Source organism: Nonomuraea angiospora, from assembly GCF_014873145.1.
Classification (GTDB): Bacteria; Actinomycetota; Actinomycetes; order Streptosporangiales; family Streptosporangiaceae; genus Nonomuraea; species Nonomuraea angiospora.
This window is the reverse complement of sequence record NZ_JADBEK010000001.1, coordinates 2,995,236-3,008,953: the sequence shown is the minus strand read 5'-3', so window position 1 is coordinate 3,008,953 and position 13,718 is coordinate 2,995,236. Positions and strand designations below refer to the sequence as shown.

Sequence of the window (13,718 nt, the reverse complement as noted above, 5' to 3'; positions counted from 1 at the left end):
GACTTCGTACGTCGGAGTTTCACTGGTGTTCTCCCCTCGTGATGACCTCGCCGGCCTCGGCGAGTTGATCGGCGCGCAGGGGCGGTGCGGCTGGGTCGAAGCACGACGCCAGCACGGCGCCGGTGGCCTCGGCGCTCAGAAGTTGCACAGTGACGCCGCACGTCGGGAGCAGCCGCGCGGCTTCCTCCACCCGCCGCAGCGCCCGAGCCGCCGCCGCGTCCTGTCCGCCGTCGGCGGGCTCGCGGATGATCAGTAGGACCTGGCGACGCAGCAGGTCATGCCGGGCGGACAGATCAGCCAGGAACGAGGCGTGCTCGTGCGCGGCGGTCGTCAGCGCTGGGTGAGCAAGAGCACCGGCGCCCTCCACCAACTGGTTGATCGTCGGAGCGAGGTCCACTCGTTGGGCGCGCAGCAGGATCTGTGCCGGGCCGGAGAGCGAGTTGAGCCAGCGTCCGAAGGTCGCCACGAGCGCGTCCTGCTCCTCAGGTGTGCGCAGGGCGAAGCTGACGGTGGACACCTCCGCCACTGCGGCGACGCCGTCCGGCCCGAGATCGATCAACCCGTCACCGACCACCCCGTGAGCGGGCAGCCGCAGTGGCGCAGACCTGGGGCCAGAGTGAGCAGCCGCCCACACGGGAGCCGCCGTTGGCTGCTCGGGCATGGAGGTCAGGGCCTTGGGCGAGACCAGGTGGCGCAACGCGGCCAGCAGGTACCGGTCCAGCGCGACACCGTCGCGCCGCCCGATCGCCAACAGCAGTCCTGCCGCCGCAATGGGCAAAGCTCCGGCAGCGAACACCAGCAGGTCGATGCGCTCACCGGCGATCAGGTATGCGACGTACAGCAATGCCCCGGTGCCGCCGAGAATGGCCAGCTGACGCGCGGTGAACCCTCCGACGATCCGGTCGTCCTGCTCTATGTCAGCGGGGATCCGTACCGACCAGCTCACCTGCGTTCACCTCCTGTACCAGGCGGAGTACGCCGCCCAGCGCTCGTGGTGTTGCCGGGATAGACCGGCGGCAGGAACACGGCTGGCGGAACTGGACGGCGGCCAGGCTGGGAAGGGTGGTGGCCGCGTGGTGCGTGGCCTGGTCCGGTGCTGAGGGGGCGAGGTGGCTGCCACCACGGTTGGGGCGGGCTGCTCATGTTCGTGCCGTGGGTCGGCGGAGTGGGCGATGACTGTGTGATCAATGTCGAGCGCCGTTGGTGGCCGGGGTGATGCCTACGCTGACCCTGGCTCGGACCGCTGCGGGGAGTCGGCCCGGCGGGCGGACGAGGGCCGCCCGAACCGGCAGGGCCTCCTGGGCCGGAGGAGCCGGGCGGACGGCGTGGGGGCAGCACTCTGCCCTGAATGCCCTGTCCTGCTCGGGCACCGGTAGCAGCTCGGCCGCGAGCACCCCGGGTCAGGTGTAGCGCGCTCAGCACAGGTGAGGCGAACTTGTACGCCACGGCGTACTTGATGATCTTCATGACCGATGAGCCACGGCCTGCCGTTTGAGCGAAGATCCGACGCGACATCCAGCGCGGAATGCGCACCAGAACGACCAACAGGCATATGGCGAGGATCAGGTTGATGAGCTGGCCGGACGGTACGAGCCCGAGCAGCAGGCGCCCGTCCTGGTTGAAGAAGATCCGTACGGCCATCACCAGCGTCAGGGACTGGGCGATCTGAGCGGTCAACAGGCCGGTGAAGGCCCGCCACCAGAACCGGGCCAGCCCATCGGTGTAGGGAAGCGCCAGGCAGGCCAGCGCCAGCGGCGCGGCCACGACCAGCAGCAGCACCAGCGCGGCCCGCATCACGAAGGCGATCAGCAGCAGGGCCATGAGGATGACGGCGACCAGTGCGAGCAGGATGTAGAAGCTCTCGTCCTGCGCTGGTGGCAAGATCATGGATCGCAGGGTCGTCAACGCACGCCGGCCGTCGAAGTTCTGCCCGAGCAGGGCCTGCGACAGCGCATTGGCGACTTCGATGATCTTGCCGCAGAGCGTGAAGCTCGAATTGGTGGCCAGGACAGCGACGAACAGACGGGGCAACACTTCCTTGACCGCGTACCGGGTCTGAACCGTCTCATGCCCCATCGCCGCGATCGCACCGATGGTGGCCAGCAGAACGAACCCGCTGTTGGCGATCACAGCGCTCGCCTTCCACAGGTCGAACACCCTGGCATTGCCAGTGACGTCCGGGGTGGCGAGCAGTGTCACTGCGAGGACCTTGAGCATGGGTTCGATCGCCAGCGCCACCAAGTTGGAGAACCACGAGTTGACCCAGCCCGCGATCCAGTCGCTGATGCCGAACCCGCCTCCGGGATTCTCGATCGAGACATCCCCCGGCGAAGGGGACGGCACAGGAACAGGAGAAGGCGATGGCGTGGCGGCAGCGGCGGCAGCCGTCATCGCGGCAACGGAACCGGCAACGACGGCAGTGGCCAGAGCCAGCCGCGTCGCTGTCCGACCGGCGGAAATACCGATGAGTGGACGCGGCAAGCAGAACGGACCAGAAACGGTGGTGGCGGAAGAAGCGAGGTCGCTGTGCGGCATCGGGATCAGCCGCCTACGATTCGCCTGAGCACGCTCATGAACAGCGGCGCCAGCACTGCCAGGGCGTAGCCGAAGGCCGCTGCCTTCAGCGCTGCTTTGGCCTTCTGGATCTCTCCTGGGTCGCCGCCCGCGATCAGGTAGCGGAGCCCGCCGATGGTCAGCATGAGCGTTGCCAGAGTGGCCAACAGCCCGATCAGCCAGTTCCGCAGGTTGGTGAACACCGTGTTCAGATCCGCGGGAGCGGCAGCCGCTGGGTACGCGGCAAGCGCCTTGGTTGCCGCCACGGCAATCAGCAGGACCGCGATTGCCGCCGCGGCAATCAGCGGCGCCGCGAGGCCACACAGGTGGCGCTTCCTGCGCCGGAGCGGCCGCGATGTGCGCCGCCGCTTGGCCCGCCCGGCTACGGACGGGTGGTTCGGGGAGATCCGCACGGAGCCAGGGGTAGTGTCCCCGCCTCCTCTGCTGTCGGTTGCCTGGTCTGCATCCGGATTTGCCTGGCTTCGTGCGGAATTCGTGGGCGCTTCCCCTACAGGCGGGGAAGCGGTCAGGGGATGAGGGCGCAGGGGTGTGTGCTCCAGCCGGGTCAGGCTGATCAGCTCGGCCTCGTGTTCGGTGAGCACGCCGTCGGCGATCGCGTCGATCAGCGTCATCTCGGGGTGATACCAGGGGCGCGGCGCGAGCGGCGGCTCACTCGCCGGCGCCATGCCGACGATGTAGCGACGGGTGCTCTCACCTGACCAGTGGGCTGCTTCGCACAGGCGGGGGCGGATATCTGCCAGCTGCAGGTCCACACGGTGCATTCCCCGCAGGAAGCCCGCCAGGATCGCGATGTCGACATCCACGGGGTCCCCGCAGGGCAGGTCGCGGGTCAGCGAGAGCGCGATCCGGCGCAGCGCGGGCATCGCCATCCCGACGGCCGCTACCGTCCAGGACGGTCCGGATCGGCGAGCCCGCAGGACCAGCTCCCGCCAGACAGCATCGCGTGTGTCATCGGTGACCTCATTGCTGGTGAGCAGCTCGCGCAGCTTCAGCAGCACGATCGGCCCTCGAGGCAGGCCAGGCGCGGGGCAGTCCAAGGACAGGCTCCCTGGGCCGGTGGTCAGCAACCGGAACGAGGTCTCCGCGGTGTCCAAAGGCGATTCATCAAGGCGATGAGCGCTCATGTCGTACTCCCGGTCGAGCAAGAATCTCTGTGGTCTCGAATCCGGTGTACGCACCTGTTCAGAAATGGCTGAGAAGAACGCTGGGAGTCCGCTCAGAAATTCGCCAGAACCTCATACGTCCGGGTGACTTCTGAGCCCCTCTTGCTTGGCTTCTGAGCAGACTCTGAGCCTGCTGCTTGCCTGGTCACCAGCTACCCAGGCCCACGCTTCGGGCCCCGGGCGGCACACATCCGGAAAACGTGTCCCGACAACGACAATGGAGAACCACAATGAGATTCGCGCGAACGCGCACGACGGCGGACCGGCCATTCTGCTCAGGCAGCCTAATCAGCGTCTGACGGTTACTCCGGTCGCAATTCAGACCGCGCGGGCATTCACCGCCTGGACAGACCGCCACCTCGCCCCACAGGCTGAGATCGTCCTCGGCGTCCAGACCGATGACGGAACCCTGGTGGGCGTCGTGTTCGTCGACGGCTGGAGCTCCGACGACGAGGTCACGGCCGAGATCGTCTGCTTGTCCACCGACGGCACGCCCAACGCCTGCTCGGCCCTGCTGGGCGCTGCCCGGCGGGCAGCGAGGGCGGCGGGCTATCGGCGGCTGATCGCCTGCATCCGCCCCGACGAGCGGAGCACCAGCCTGCGCGCCGCCGGCTTCCGGCCGGCCGGTGACTCCTGCATCGTGTGGGAGGCCAGCACGGCGGGAGGCGGCCGATGACCGCCCTGCGCGACCCGTACTGGAGCGACGGGCAGGCGACCATCTACCACGGTGACGCCCGCCAGGTGCTGGCCGAGATGCCCGCAGGTTCGGTGGACTGCATCGTCACCAGCCCGCCGTACTGGGGGCTGCGGCACTACTGCGACGGCCAGTACGGTCAGGAGCCCACGATCCAGGCGTACGTGGAGACCCTGCGCTCCACCTTCGCCGAGGCTCGCAGGGTCCTGACGGACGACGGCACCTGCTGGCTCAACCTCGGCGACGTCTACGCCGCCAACTCCGACGGCTGTGCCCGCGGGGCGGCCTTCAACCGGCGCCAGCCCCTCGTGCGGCCCAGAGCCCGCCAGTCGGTTCCTCCGAAGAACCTGCTCGGCATGCCTTGGCGGGTCGCTTTCGCCCTCCAGGAGGACGGCTGGATCCTGCGCAACGCCATCGTCTGGCACAAACCCAACGCGATGCCGCAGTCCATCCGAGACCGCCTCACCAACCGGTACGAGCTGATCTTCCTATTGGTCAAACAGCAGGCACTATGGATTCGACCTGGGTCCCATCCGCGAGCCGTACACGGGAGACCGCCCGCTCACCAGGAGGGCACGCTCAGGCGGCAACAAGCCGAACAGCATCACCACTGCCTGGCCGCCGACCGGCAAGTATGGCATGACCGGCCAGGACGCGGCAGGTCCCCGACACGGCGCGGCAATGTGCCCCACGGGCAGGCGGCATGCCGCCGCCCATCCGGACGGCAAGAACCCCGGAGACGTCTGGTCGATCCCCACTCGCCCGCTACGGGCGGCCCACTTCGCGGCGTTCCCGATTGACATCCCGCTCAGGGCAATTGCCGCCGGCTGCCGCTTGGGCGGCAAGGTCCTGGACCCGTTCATGGAGAGCGGCACGACCGGCCTTGCCGCCCGGCAACTCGGCCGCACCTTCGCCGGCATCGAACTCAACGCCGCCTACTGCGACCTGGCGCGCACCCGCCTCACCGACTCAGGGGGCCAGGGTGTCTGACCAGCTACAAAGGGCCTGCTCAGGGCCTCCGGAAACGGGCTCAGAGGCGTACTCTGCAGGGCCCGCGCGGTCCGGGATCGGCGGGCAGCGATGCGAACTGCGAGTGGAGGTGCCTGAGAAGGGCCCGTGTCTGACCGCCGGAGCGGCTCGTGCCCTCCTGCGGATTCTCCTGAAATGCAACTGCGCGCTGACAGAACGCCAGCAGGAAGCGAGGAACACTGAATGATCCCGTTCGCCTTCTGGGGACGGGTGTCCACAGAGGACAACCAGGACCCCACCTCATCGAGGAACTGGCAACTATCCAGGTCACGAGCGTTGATCGAGCCCCATGGCGGTGTGATCGTCGCGGAGTTCTTCGACATCGACAAGTCACGATCGATCCCGCCGCAACGCAGGCCACGGGCCGGGGTCCTGCTGGACGAGCTGAGCAACCCCGCAAGAGGGTTCGACGCCGTCGTGGTCGGTGAACCGCAGCGGGCCTTCTACGGCAACCAGTTCGGACTGACCTTCCCGCTGTTCGAGCACTTCGACGTCCCGCTCTGGGTACCCGAGGTCGGGGGACCTGTCGATCCTGTCAACGAGGCCCACGAGCTGATCATGTCGATGTTCGGCGGGATCAGTAAGGGGGAGCGGAATCGCATCAAGCTGCGGGTTCGCACCTCTATGGCCGCGCTCGCCCAGGTAGAGGGCCGCTATCTCGGAGGGCGTCCACCGTACGGCTATCGCCTGGTCGATGCCGGTCCACACCCCAACCCGGCCAAGGCCGCCGACGGCAAGCGCCTGCGTCGCCTTGAACCGGATCCGCTCACCGGCCCTGTGGTTCAGCGCATCTTCGCCGAGTTTCTTGGGGGCAGGGGACTACTCGCCATCGCAGAAGGGCTCACCCGCGACGGCATCCTGTGCCCCTCGGCCTACGACCGGGCCAGAAACCGCCATCGCAGCGGGATCGCCTGGTCGAAAGCGGCGGTCCGGGCGATCCTGCTCAATCCTCGCTACACCGGTCGGCAGGTCTGGAACCGGCAGCGCAAGGATGAGGTGCTCATCGACGTCAACGACGTCGCCCTCGGCCACATGACCAAGCTTCGCTGGAACGACTCTGACAACTGGATCTGGTCCCAGCAGGCGGCTCATGAGGCGCTGGTGGAGGACGAGACCTTCGCTCAGGTTCAGGCGCTGCTGGCGGTTCCTGGACGCGCCCAGGAGGGGCGTAAGCCTCGCCGGACTTCCCGCCCGTACGTCTTCCGGGGGCTGCTGTTCTGCGGTATCTGTGAGCGGCGTATGCAGGGCAGCTGGAACAACTGCAAGCCGCACTACCGCTGCGTCTTCCCACGCGAGTACGCGCAGACCAACCAGATAGACCACCCGCGCTCCGTCTATGTGAGAGAGGAGCTGATAGTCCAGCCACTGGATGAGTGGTTGGCCACGATCTTCGATCCCGCACACCTGCCCGGGCACGATCCGCGCGATGTCCGGTGCTCAGCTCGCCGACGACCACCGCCTGGCAGAACTTGAAACCGTCCGACAGGCCGTGGCCGAGTGTGAGCGAAAGCTGACCTCTTACCGCGCCCTCGTCGATGCGGGGAGCGATCCGGCTGTGGTCGTCGGCTGGATCGCCGAGACGGAGGCGAAGCGGAAGGTCGAGCAGATGCGCCTGGACAAGGTGATGAGCAAGATCCCGAAACGACTCACCGAAGAGGAGATAGCCGAGATGGTGGCCACGATCGGAGACATACGCAGGGCACTTCGCACTGCGGACCCGCAGGACAAGGCCGAGGTCTATGGCGAGCTCGGCCTGCGCCTGATCTATGAACCGGCCCGAAACGCAGTGATCGCCCAAGCTGAGCTTGGGCGATCATGTACCAAAGTGTGTCCGAGGGGGGACACACTCGATACGTACATGACCTTCGCCGCATCCACCACCCTTGTTCTCCCTGGTCGGGAGGGGGTGAGGTGGTGTGGAATCGAACACTCGGGCGGTGCGCCGGATTCAGCGCACGAGGCGTCCCGCATGCCCGTCGTGGAGCACGTCCGCTTGCTGGAGATCCAATGCCATGCCGTACACCTCATACCCAGCTGTGCGTTGGCGTGGCACGCCGACGTTGTCCCGGCCATCTGGTCTGTGGATGTTGGTACCGGGGTTGTTGTCAGCCTCGTTGGCCGGAACGCGCAGCGCGGTCGGCAGCCCATTCGGCGGCATCGGCTCGACTCCTCGCCGAGGAGCCCGCTCGGGCCGTGGACCTGCTGGTCGATCTCGGCGCCGGCGTCGACGTTGGTGGCTGCGCCGCCTGGATAGCAGCGGCATAGAACCTGGGGCGCTTCAGATGCCATCCATCGTGTGGTGCCTGCTCAGATCTGGTTCGTGCCTCCGTCAACGTAGATGTTCGCGCCGACGACGTAGCTGCTCTGTTCCGAGGCCAGGAAGGCCACGACTGCGGCGGCCTCCTCAGGCTGACCCATGCGGCCCTTGGCCACGGTCGCGGCGACATTCTCCTTGACGGCCCGGGCGGTCTCCTCGTCGCCGAAAGCGGCGGTGCCCCCGGGAGTCTCGATCCATGCCGGCGAGACCACGTTGACCCGGATGCCGCGGTCCTTGAGCTCGTTGGACCACGTCCGCGCGAAGGACCGGACGGCCGCCTTCGACGCCGCGTACGCGCCGAAAGCCTCTACTCCACGGTCGCCGGCCGTCGAACCGATCAGGACGATCGAGGCTCCGTCGTTGAGCAGCGGCAACGCCTTCTTCACGGTGAACAGGGTGCCTCGGACGTTGACCGCGAAGGTCTGGTCGAAGTGCTCCTCGGTGGTCTGTTCCAGCGTCACGAACGCACCGACCGCCGCGTTCGCCACGAGCACGTCCAAACCCTTGCCTCGCGCCCGGACCGCCTCATAGAGCCGGTCCAGGTCCTCCGGCTTCGAGATGTCGCCGACGACCGCGGTGGCCCGGTCTGCTCCGATGGTCTTGACGGCTGCCTCCAGTTCGGCCTCGCGCCGGCCGGTGACGAACACGTACGCGCCCTCGTCCGCCAGCCGTACGGCGGTGGCCAGACCGATACCGGTGCTGCCCCCGGTGACTACCGACGTCTTGCCTTCCAGCTGTCCCATGTGGGTGTCTCCATCACTCTCTCGATACCGATCCCTTCGGCATCGATACTGCGACAGATCGCGGATACTATCCATGATGCAGAGTCCGGCGTTCTTTACGTATCGTCCAGGAGGAGTGCTCGGTGCTCGGATTTCGGGATCCAGTGGCTGACGCGATCGGCCTGCTCAGGCCCCGCACGGTGATCGGACCCAGCCTCCGGGCCGCGGGAGAGTGGGCTTTGCGCTTCGACACGTTCCTGCACGTGCGGATCGGCGGCCTCGTGCGCGGCACGTGCTGGTTGATCCTCGAAGGGCACGAGCCGGTGCTCCTGCAGGAGGGTGACACCTTCATGCTGGGCAACCCCCCGCCTTACGTCCTGGCCAGCACGCTCGACGCGAGCCCGCGCCCTGCGGCGCCGGTGTGGGCGGGTGCCGAAGACGGGTTCGTGCGGATCGGCCCGGAGTCCGAGGAGGACCTCTACCTCTGCGTCGGGCACATCGCGTTCGACGACAGGAACGCGGCCCTCCTGACCGATCTTCTGCCGCCGCTCGTGATCGTCCGCGTGGCCGATCCTCATGGCAGGCGGCTCGCGCAGCTGATCGATCTCCTGGCCACCGAGGTCGGGGTCGCCGCCGCCGGCGGCCCGCTGGTGCAGAACCACCTCGCACAGATCCTGCTCGTGCACATGCTGCGTGCTCACGCCGGCCAGACAGACCGGCCCACCGGCTGGCTGGGCGCCCTGAACGAGGACGGCATCGGTGCCGCCCTGCGTGCCGTGCACGCGGACGTGGCCCACTCCTGGAGCCTCAAGGAGCTCGCCGAGATCAGCCACATGTCGCGTTCCGCGTTCGCCCAGGCCTTCAAGAGCCACGTCGGGGTCCCGCCGTTGGAGTACCTGATCCAATGGCGCATGAGCCTCGCGCGCGACGCCCTCACCCGCGACACTTTGTCGATCTCCGAGCTCGCGCGGGCCACGGGCTACCGGTCCGAGAGCGCGTTCAGCACCGCGTTCCGCCGCGTGGTCGGCTCATCGCCCGCACAGTTCCGGAACCAGGCACGGCAGTCACCGCGCTCGGCCGCGAACGGAAGTTGAAGGAGGCATCCTGTGCTCGGCTGCGCCGCTCACGCTGGCGCAGAGTTGGCGCTTCGAGCGAGACGGCTCTACCTCGCCGACCAGTCCACGTCCGATGACCGAATGCTCCAAGCCCCGGGCTTGGCGACGTCCGCCGGGCACGCACCCCACCTCGGCGGGCCCGGCGTCTTCGCCGACGCTGTCGCCGGGGTCAACGCCATCACGGTGGCGACGAGAACAGCCAGGTCCCTCCGGTCAACGCGGATTGCTGGTGTCATACTCTCAACCTCAGCGACCTGAGTGGACGATCGCCAGTGCGACCCACGTCATCAGTTCGCATGACATTGTTCGGGGGGAAGACGCGACGCGGTGTCACTAGTGCCCACCGCCGGAGCTGAACGATGCTGAGGAGCAGACCCCTGCCGTTCGATCCTGGGGAGCCACCCATGGACACCGAGCCTGCGCAGGGACAGCTCCGCAAGCTCAACCTCACCATGTTCCTGCCGTTGCTCGCCGTGGCCGGGGCGATCTCGGTGGCGGTCTACGCCCGGTCCTGGTGGGAGGCCGTCATCCTCGGCACCGGTGTGGTGGCGACCATGGTCTGCTTCACGCGGTGGGCGGCGGGTGAGGTGCTGCGCGTCGCGCTCTCCTGTCTGGCCGTCACCTACGCACAACGACGGCTCAACCTGTCCGCCGAGTTGGAGAACGCGCGGAACCTCTTCGAGGCCGCCGGCATCAGGGTGCGTGTCAACCGCGAGGCCGACGTCGACCAGGACGCGAGCGAACTGCTGGGCCAGGTCCTCCGCGAGACGACCACCAACATCCTTCGCCACGCCCAGGCGACGCGCGTGCGGATCACCCTGTCGGCGAGGAGCATCACCATCGTCAACGACGGCGCCCAGCGCGCACCACTGCCCGAACTCCGGGGGGCTGGCCGCCCTGCGGCAACGCGTCGCCGGCGATGGCGGTGAACTGACGGTCGAGCAGGACGATGGACGGTTACTGACCGCCGCGACCCTGCCGCACCGACGTTCCGAAGCACAGGAGAACCGATGACCACGGTGGTACTCGCCGACGACGAAGCCCTGCTGCGCAAGGCGATGGCTGCGCTGCTGCCGCTCGAGGGCGAGATCACCGTCATCAGTAATGCCCTGAGCGCGTCGACCGCCGCGAATGCGGCCGGCAGCAGCTAGTGTCCCGTGCCTCGTCCACCCTATTGAGCTGCACGGCTTGCTCCAGCGCGGCCGGCGCTTTCGGCGTCTCCTCAAGGAGCGTCCGGCCTGCGGCGGTGAGCTGCACCCGGCGGCTCGAACGCACGAAGAGCGGGGTTTCGAGGGTCTCCTCGAGCTTGCGGATCTGAGGACTCAGGGACGGCTGGGAAATGTAGAGGCGCATGGCTGCACGGCCGAAGGGAGCTCTTCGGCCACGGCCAGGAAGTAGCGCAGGATGCGTGGGCTGATATCGATAGACAGATTCTATCGCCAGGCCTCGAGACAAGTCTTGGACGCCCGCCGGGCGGCCGCCATAGCGTCGTGTGACGCCACGGGAGAGGCTCCGGCCCGCCCGTCGAGCTCTGAGCCTCACCATCGAACGTTCAACCCATCACGCAGAAGGATCATCGTGACGCGTACCGCCAAGGTCGGGCTCGAGGCACTGCTCACCCCTGAGGAGCCATGCCCGCCATCCAGGCGCTGGGTGAGGGTTACGACGTCTTCGTCGTCACCGACGCCTGCGGCGGGGTCAGTGCCGAGGCGCACGACATGGCGGTGCGCCGCATGGAGCAGGCCGGCGTGGTGCCCATCACCTGGATGGCGGTGTCCGGCGAGTGGCAGCGCGACTGGGCCCGTGAGTCGACGACCAACGCGCTCGGGCCGGTGCTCCAGGCCGCCTCCTGGTGGTGCGCCGAGCGGTGCGACCTTGACCACGTTCTGTTCGATCCCAGAAGGTGACGGAGATTCCAGTGCCACTTTTGCGGCTGCCCGATGGGCGCGATCTCGAGTACGAAGTGCCAGGACCGAACACAGGCCCGGTCGTCCTGTTCCACCACGGCATGCCGGGCTCGGCTGTCCCGATGGACGCGGTCCTGGGTTCGATGACAGAGCGCGGGTTCCGGATCATCACGTACTCGAGGGCGGGATACGGCGCATCGAGCCCCGCCGCCGGCCGGACTGTCGCCGACACCGCCGCTGATTGCGCCTTCCTGCTCACCCACCTTGGCGTCACCCGCTACCTCGTTGCCGGGTGGTCCGCCGGCGGGCCGCATGCGCTGGCCAGCGCGGCGGTCGCCCCTGAGAGCGTCGAGGGCGTGCTGCTCATCGCCTCGTTCGCGCCGTTCGACGCCGAGGGCCTCGACTACATCAAGGGCATGGGGGCACAGAACGTCGCACAGTTCGGGATGGCCGGACACGGCGAACCGGCGATGCGCGAACTCGTGGGACGGATGGCGTCGGCGGTTCGGGGCCACGCGTCGGCAGATGTCGCGACCGAGATGGCCTCCTTGCTGCCCCCGGTGGACCTGGATGTACTGACCGCCGAGTTCGGCGCGGACAACGCGGCCAACATGGACCACGGCCTGTCCCGAGGAGACGAGGGTTGGATCGCGGATCTGGCCGCGCTCACCAGCCCGTGGGGTTTCGGCCTCGACGCCGTCACCGCGCCGATCGAGCTGTGGCACGGCACCGTGGACCGGATGGTCCCGGTAGCGCACGGCCAGTGGCTGGCCGAGCACCTGCCCACGGCCGTGCCACACCTTGAACCAGGACAGGGACACCTCTCGCTCGCGATCGGCAGCCTGGGGGAGAAGCTCGAGGTTCTGCGAGGGCGCGTCGCTGACCGCGCAACCTCCCGCCTCGCCCTGAAGAGCCGGCCCTCCACGTAGCCGGCACCTGCTTGGTCGGCACCGAGCGGACACGACCATCCGGGCGCCGACCTCGCCCTCGAACGAAAGAGACACCCATGTCAGGTTCCAACCCCTACGAGTGGCTCCAGGACCTCGTCGCACAGGTGCCAGAGTTCGTTCAGCCCTTGATCGTCGCGCTGTGGGCAGCCCTGCTCACCATGGCCGCGACCGGCGTCGTCACCGCGATCGAGGTCGCATGAACACCCGCCAAAGCGGTCGCCAACCCGACAGGGAGGAGGGCGCGGACACGACCGCCGCACGGGAGGCCCGAAAGGTCGCGCCCCGCGGAAACGCGCCGAGGCCTTCGGCATGGTCCTGGGTGTCGCCGGCTCTCCTGGCGGTCCTCGCCTCACTCCTCCTGTGGCTCAACCGTAGCCCGTGGTGGGGCTGGAGCCTGGTCGCCTTGCTGTTCGCCGCGCTCGTGGTGACCGCGAAGTGGTGGCCGAGACGCGGTGTCCTCCTCCGGGTGGGTGCGTGGCTGGTGGCGGCGGTCGTGGTGTGCGGCGCCGCGGTGCTGGCCTATCCGGCGCCACAGGTACGCGTTGCCGGCGGGGACGATCCGCGGCCCTCGGAACTCGTCGCGACGCGGGAAGGACCGGTGACCGGCGTCCGCAACGACGCAGGCACGGTCGAGTGAAGGAAAGTGAGATCGCAGTGAACGTGTTCGTCATCGGAATCGCGGGAAAACTGGAGGGCTGCTCGCGAGGGCGCTTCGATCCCACGGTGACGAGGTGGGCGGACTCGTGCGCAGGGAGGAGCAGCAGGATGTTCTCGCCGCTGAGGGGATCGACGCGGTCGTCGGTGACCTCGCCCTCATGAGCTCGATGGATCTCGCGTCCGCGCTGACGGACGCCGAGGTCGTCGTGGCCCGCAGCGGCCTGGACTGGCTGATCTTGCGCCCGTCTCCGCTCACCGACGATCCCGGGACCGGCGTCGTGTCGCTCGGTCCAGCGGAACTCCACGGCCAGATCCCCCGCGCGGATGTCGCCGAGACCCTGGCCGCCCTGATACACGAGCCGCGGATCGGCCGCCAGATCCTCGAGCTCAACACCGGGGACACCCCGATTCCGGAGGCGGTGCGACGCAACATCCGCTGAGACGAGCCAGACTCTCGCCGGCGCGGACATCGAGGTCCTCTCTGTCAGCGAGCTGGCCGAGCGTGCGCCGCGCCACCCCCGCACGCATCATCACGTCGCTCGACGACGGTCAACCCGATGCGCCGACACGTGACGACCAGCGACAGGGGG

Annotated in this window: 16 protein-coding genes and 3 pseudogenes; 14 read left to right on the top strand and 5 right to left on the bottom strand. The window is 68.0% G+C overall.

Annotation, left to right across the window (positions count from 1 at the left end):
* Positions 1-19: 19 nt before the first annotated feature.
* The 3 genes from H4W80_RS13765 to H4W80_RS60675 are packed head-to-tail and all read right to left on the bottom strand — an operon-like array spanning position 20 to position 3,572.
* Positions 20-946: a PrgI family protein gene (locus H4W80_RS13765; RefSeq protein ID WP_192785448.1), complete on the bottom strand. Its 927-nt coding sequence runs from the start codon at positions 944-946 to the stop codon at positions 20-22.
* The gene (locus H4W80_RS13760) at positions 943-2,535 is read right to left on the bottom strand and encodes a conjugal transfer protein TrbL family protein (protein WP_192785447.1); all 1,593 of its coding nucleotides are present in this window, start codon (positions 2,533-2,535) and stop codon (positions 943-945) included. The genes H4W80_RS13765 and H4W80_RS13760 overlap by 4 nt, the downstream gene beginning before the upstream one ends.
* A gap of 5 nt (positions 2,536-2,540) precedes the next feature.
* Complete coding sequence (locus tag H4W80_RS60675; RefSeq protein ID WP_318786854.1) at positions 2,541-3,572, bottom strand: hypothetical protein; 1,032 nt, start codon at positions 3,570-3,572, stop codon at positions 2,541-2,543.
* Between the two features lie 382 nt (positions 3,573-3,954).
* On the opposite strand from H4W80_RS60675, the gene H4W80_RS13750 reads away from it, so the two are divergent.
* The 5 genes from H4W80_RS13750 to H4W80_RS60660 all read left to right on the top strand — a co-directional run bounded on the left by H4W80_RS13750 (position 3,955) and on the right by H4W80_RS60660 (position 7,714).
* Positions 3,955-4,413, top strand: coding sequence for an XF1762 family protein (locus H4W80_RS13750; protein ID WP_192785446.1), 459 nt, complete (start codon positions 3,955-3,957; stop codon positions 4,411-4,413).
* The gene (locus H4W80_RS64280; RefSeq protein ID WP_337959998.1) at positions 4,410-5,231 is read left to right on the top strand and encodes a DNA-methyltransferase; all 822 of its coding nucleotides are present in this window, start codon (positions 4,410-4,412) and stop codon (positions 5,229-5,231) included. The genes H4W80_RS13750 and H4W80_RS64280 overlap by 4 nt, the downstream gene beginning before the upstream one ends.
* Entirely contained in the window at positions 5,113-5,421 is a 309-nt protein-coding gene (locus H4W80_RS62685) for a site-specific DNA-methyltransferase (RefSeq protein WP_337959997.1), read from the top strand. The genes H4W80_RS64280 and H4W80_RS62685 overlap by 119 nt, the downstream gene beginning before the upstream one ends.
* Before the next feature lie 222 nt (positions 5,422-5,643).
* On the top strand, positions 5,644-6,933 hold the full coding sequence (locus H4W80_RS60665) for a recombinase family protein (RefSeq protein ID WP_225963427.1): 1,290 nt from the start codon (positions 5,644-5,646) through the stop codon (positions 6,931-6,933).
* Entirely contained in the window at positions 6,887-7,714 is an 828-nt protein-coding gene (locus H4W80_RS60660; RefSeq protein ID WP_225963426.1) for a hypothetical protein, read from the top strand. Before H4W80_RS60665 ends, H4W80_RS60660 begins: the two co-directional genes overlap by 47 nt.
* 53 nt (positions 7,715-7,767) lie before the next feature.
* Here H4W80_RS60660 and H4W80_RS13735 read toward each other — a convergent pair whose 3' ends face one another.
* Positions 7,768-8,520, bottom strand: coding sequence for an SDR family NAD(P)-dependent oxidoreductase (locus H4W80_RS13735; RefSeq protein ID WP_192785445.1), 753 nt, complete (start codon positions 8,518-8,520; stop codon positions 7,768-7,770).
* A 122-nt stretch (positions 8,521-8,642) separates the two neighbouring features.
* Here H4W80_RS13735 and H4W80_RS63580 point away from each other — a divergent pair, with 122 nt between their 5' ends.
* From H4W80_RS63580 to H4W80_RS13720, 3 genes and pseudogenes are all read left to right on the top strand, one after another.
* Positions 8,643-9,593, top strand: coding sequence for an AraC family transcriptional regulator (locus tag H4W80_RS63580; RefSeq protein ID WP_192785444.1), 951 nt, complete (start codon positions 8,643-8,645; stop codon positions 9,591-9,593).
* A 638-nt stretch (positions 9,594-10,231) separates the two neighbouring features.
* Positions 10,232-10,628 (top strand): annotated as a pseudogene (locus tag H4W80_RS64545) (ATP-binding protein); the annotation flags it as partial.
* Positions 10,625-10,750 (top strand): annotated as a pseudogene (locus H4W80_RS13720) (DNA-binding response regulator); the annotation flags it as partial. The pseudogenes H4W80_RS64545 and H4W80_RS13720, both read left to right, overlap by 4 nt.
* Here the strand turns inward: H4W80_RS13720 and H4W80_RS64540 are convergent.
* Complete coding sequence (locus H4W80_RS64540; RefSeq protein ID WP_378526373.1) at positions 10,713-11,159, bottom strand: LysR family transcriptional regulator; 447 nt, start codon at positions 11,157-11,159, stop codon at positions 10,713-10,715. The pseudogene H4W80_RS13720 and the gene H4W80_RS64540 overlap by 38 nt on opposite strands.
* 86 nt (positions 11,160-11,245) lie before the next feature.
* Here H4W80_RS64540 and H4W80_RS13710 point away from each other — a divergent pair, with 86 nt between their 5' ends.
* From H4W80_RS13710 to H4W80_RS62665, 6 genes and pseudogenes are all read left to right on the top strand, one after another.
* Positions 11,246-11,521: an isochorismatase family protein gene (locus tag H4W80_RS13710; protein WP_225963424.1), complete on the top strand. Its 276-nt coding sequence runs from the start codon at positions 11,246-11,248 to the stop codon at positions 11,519-11,521.
* Complete coding sequence (locus tag H4W80_RS13705) at positions 11,518-12,450, top strand: alpha/beta fold hydrolase (protein ID WP_318786852.1); 933 nt, start codon at positions 11,518-11,520, stop codon at positions 12,448-12,450. The genes H4W80_RS13710 and H4W80_RS13705 overlap by 4 nt, the downstream gene beginning before the upstream one ends.
* 77 nt (positions 12,451-12,527) lie before the next feature.
* Entirely contained in the window at positions 12,528-12,671 is a 144-nt protein-coding gene (locus H4W80_RS13700; protein ID WP_192785442.1) for a hypothetical protein, read from the top strand.
* A gap of 119 nt (positions 12,672-12,790) precedes the next feature.
* Entirely contained in the window at positions 12,791-13,108 is a 318-nt protein-coding gene (locus H4W80_RS13695; protein ID WP_192785441.1) for a hypothetical protein, read from the top strand.
* Between the two features lie 55 nt (positions 13,109-13,163).
* Positions 13,164-13,328 (top strand): annotated as a pseudogene (locus H4W80_RS62670) (hypothetical protein); the annotation flags it as partial.
* A gap of 6 nt (positions 13,329-13,334) precedes the next feature.
* On the top strand, positions 13,335-13,568 hold the full coding sequence (locus H4W80_RS62665) for an NAD(P)H-binding protein (RefSeq protein WP_318787614.1): 234 nt from the start codon (positions 13,335-13,337) through the stop codon (positions 13,566-13,568).
* Positions 13,569-13,718 lie beyond the last annotated feature (150 nt).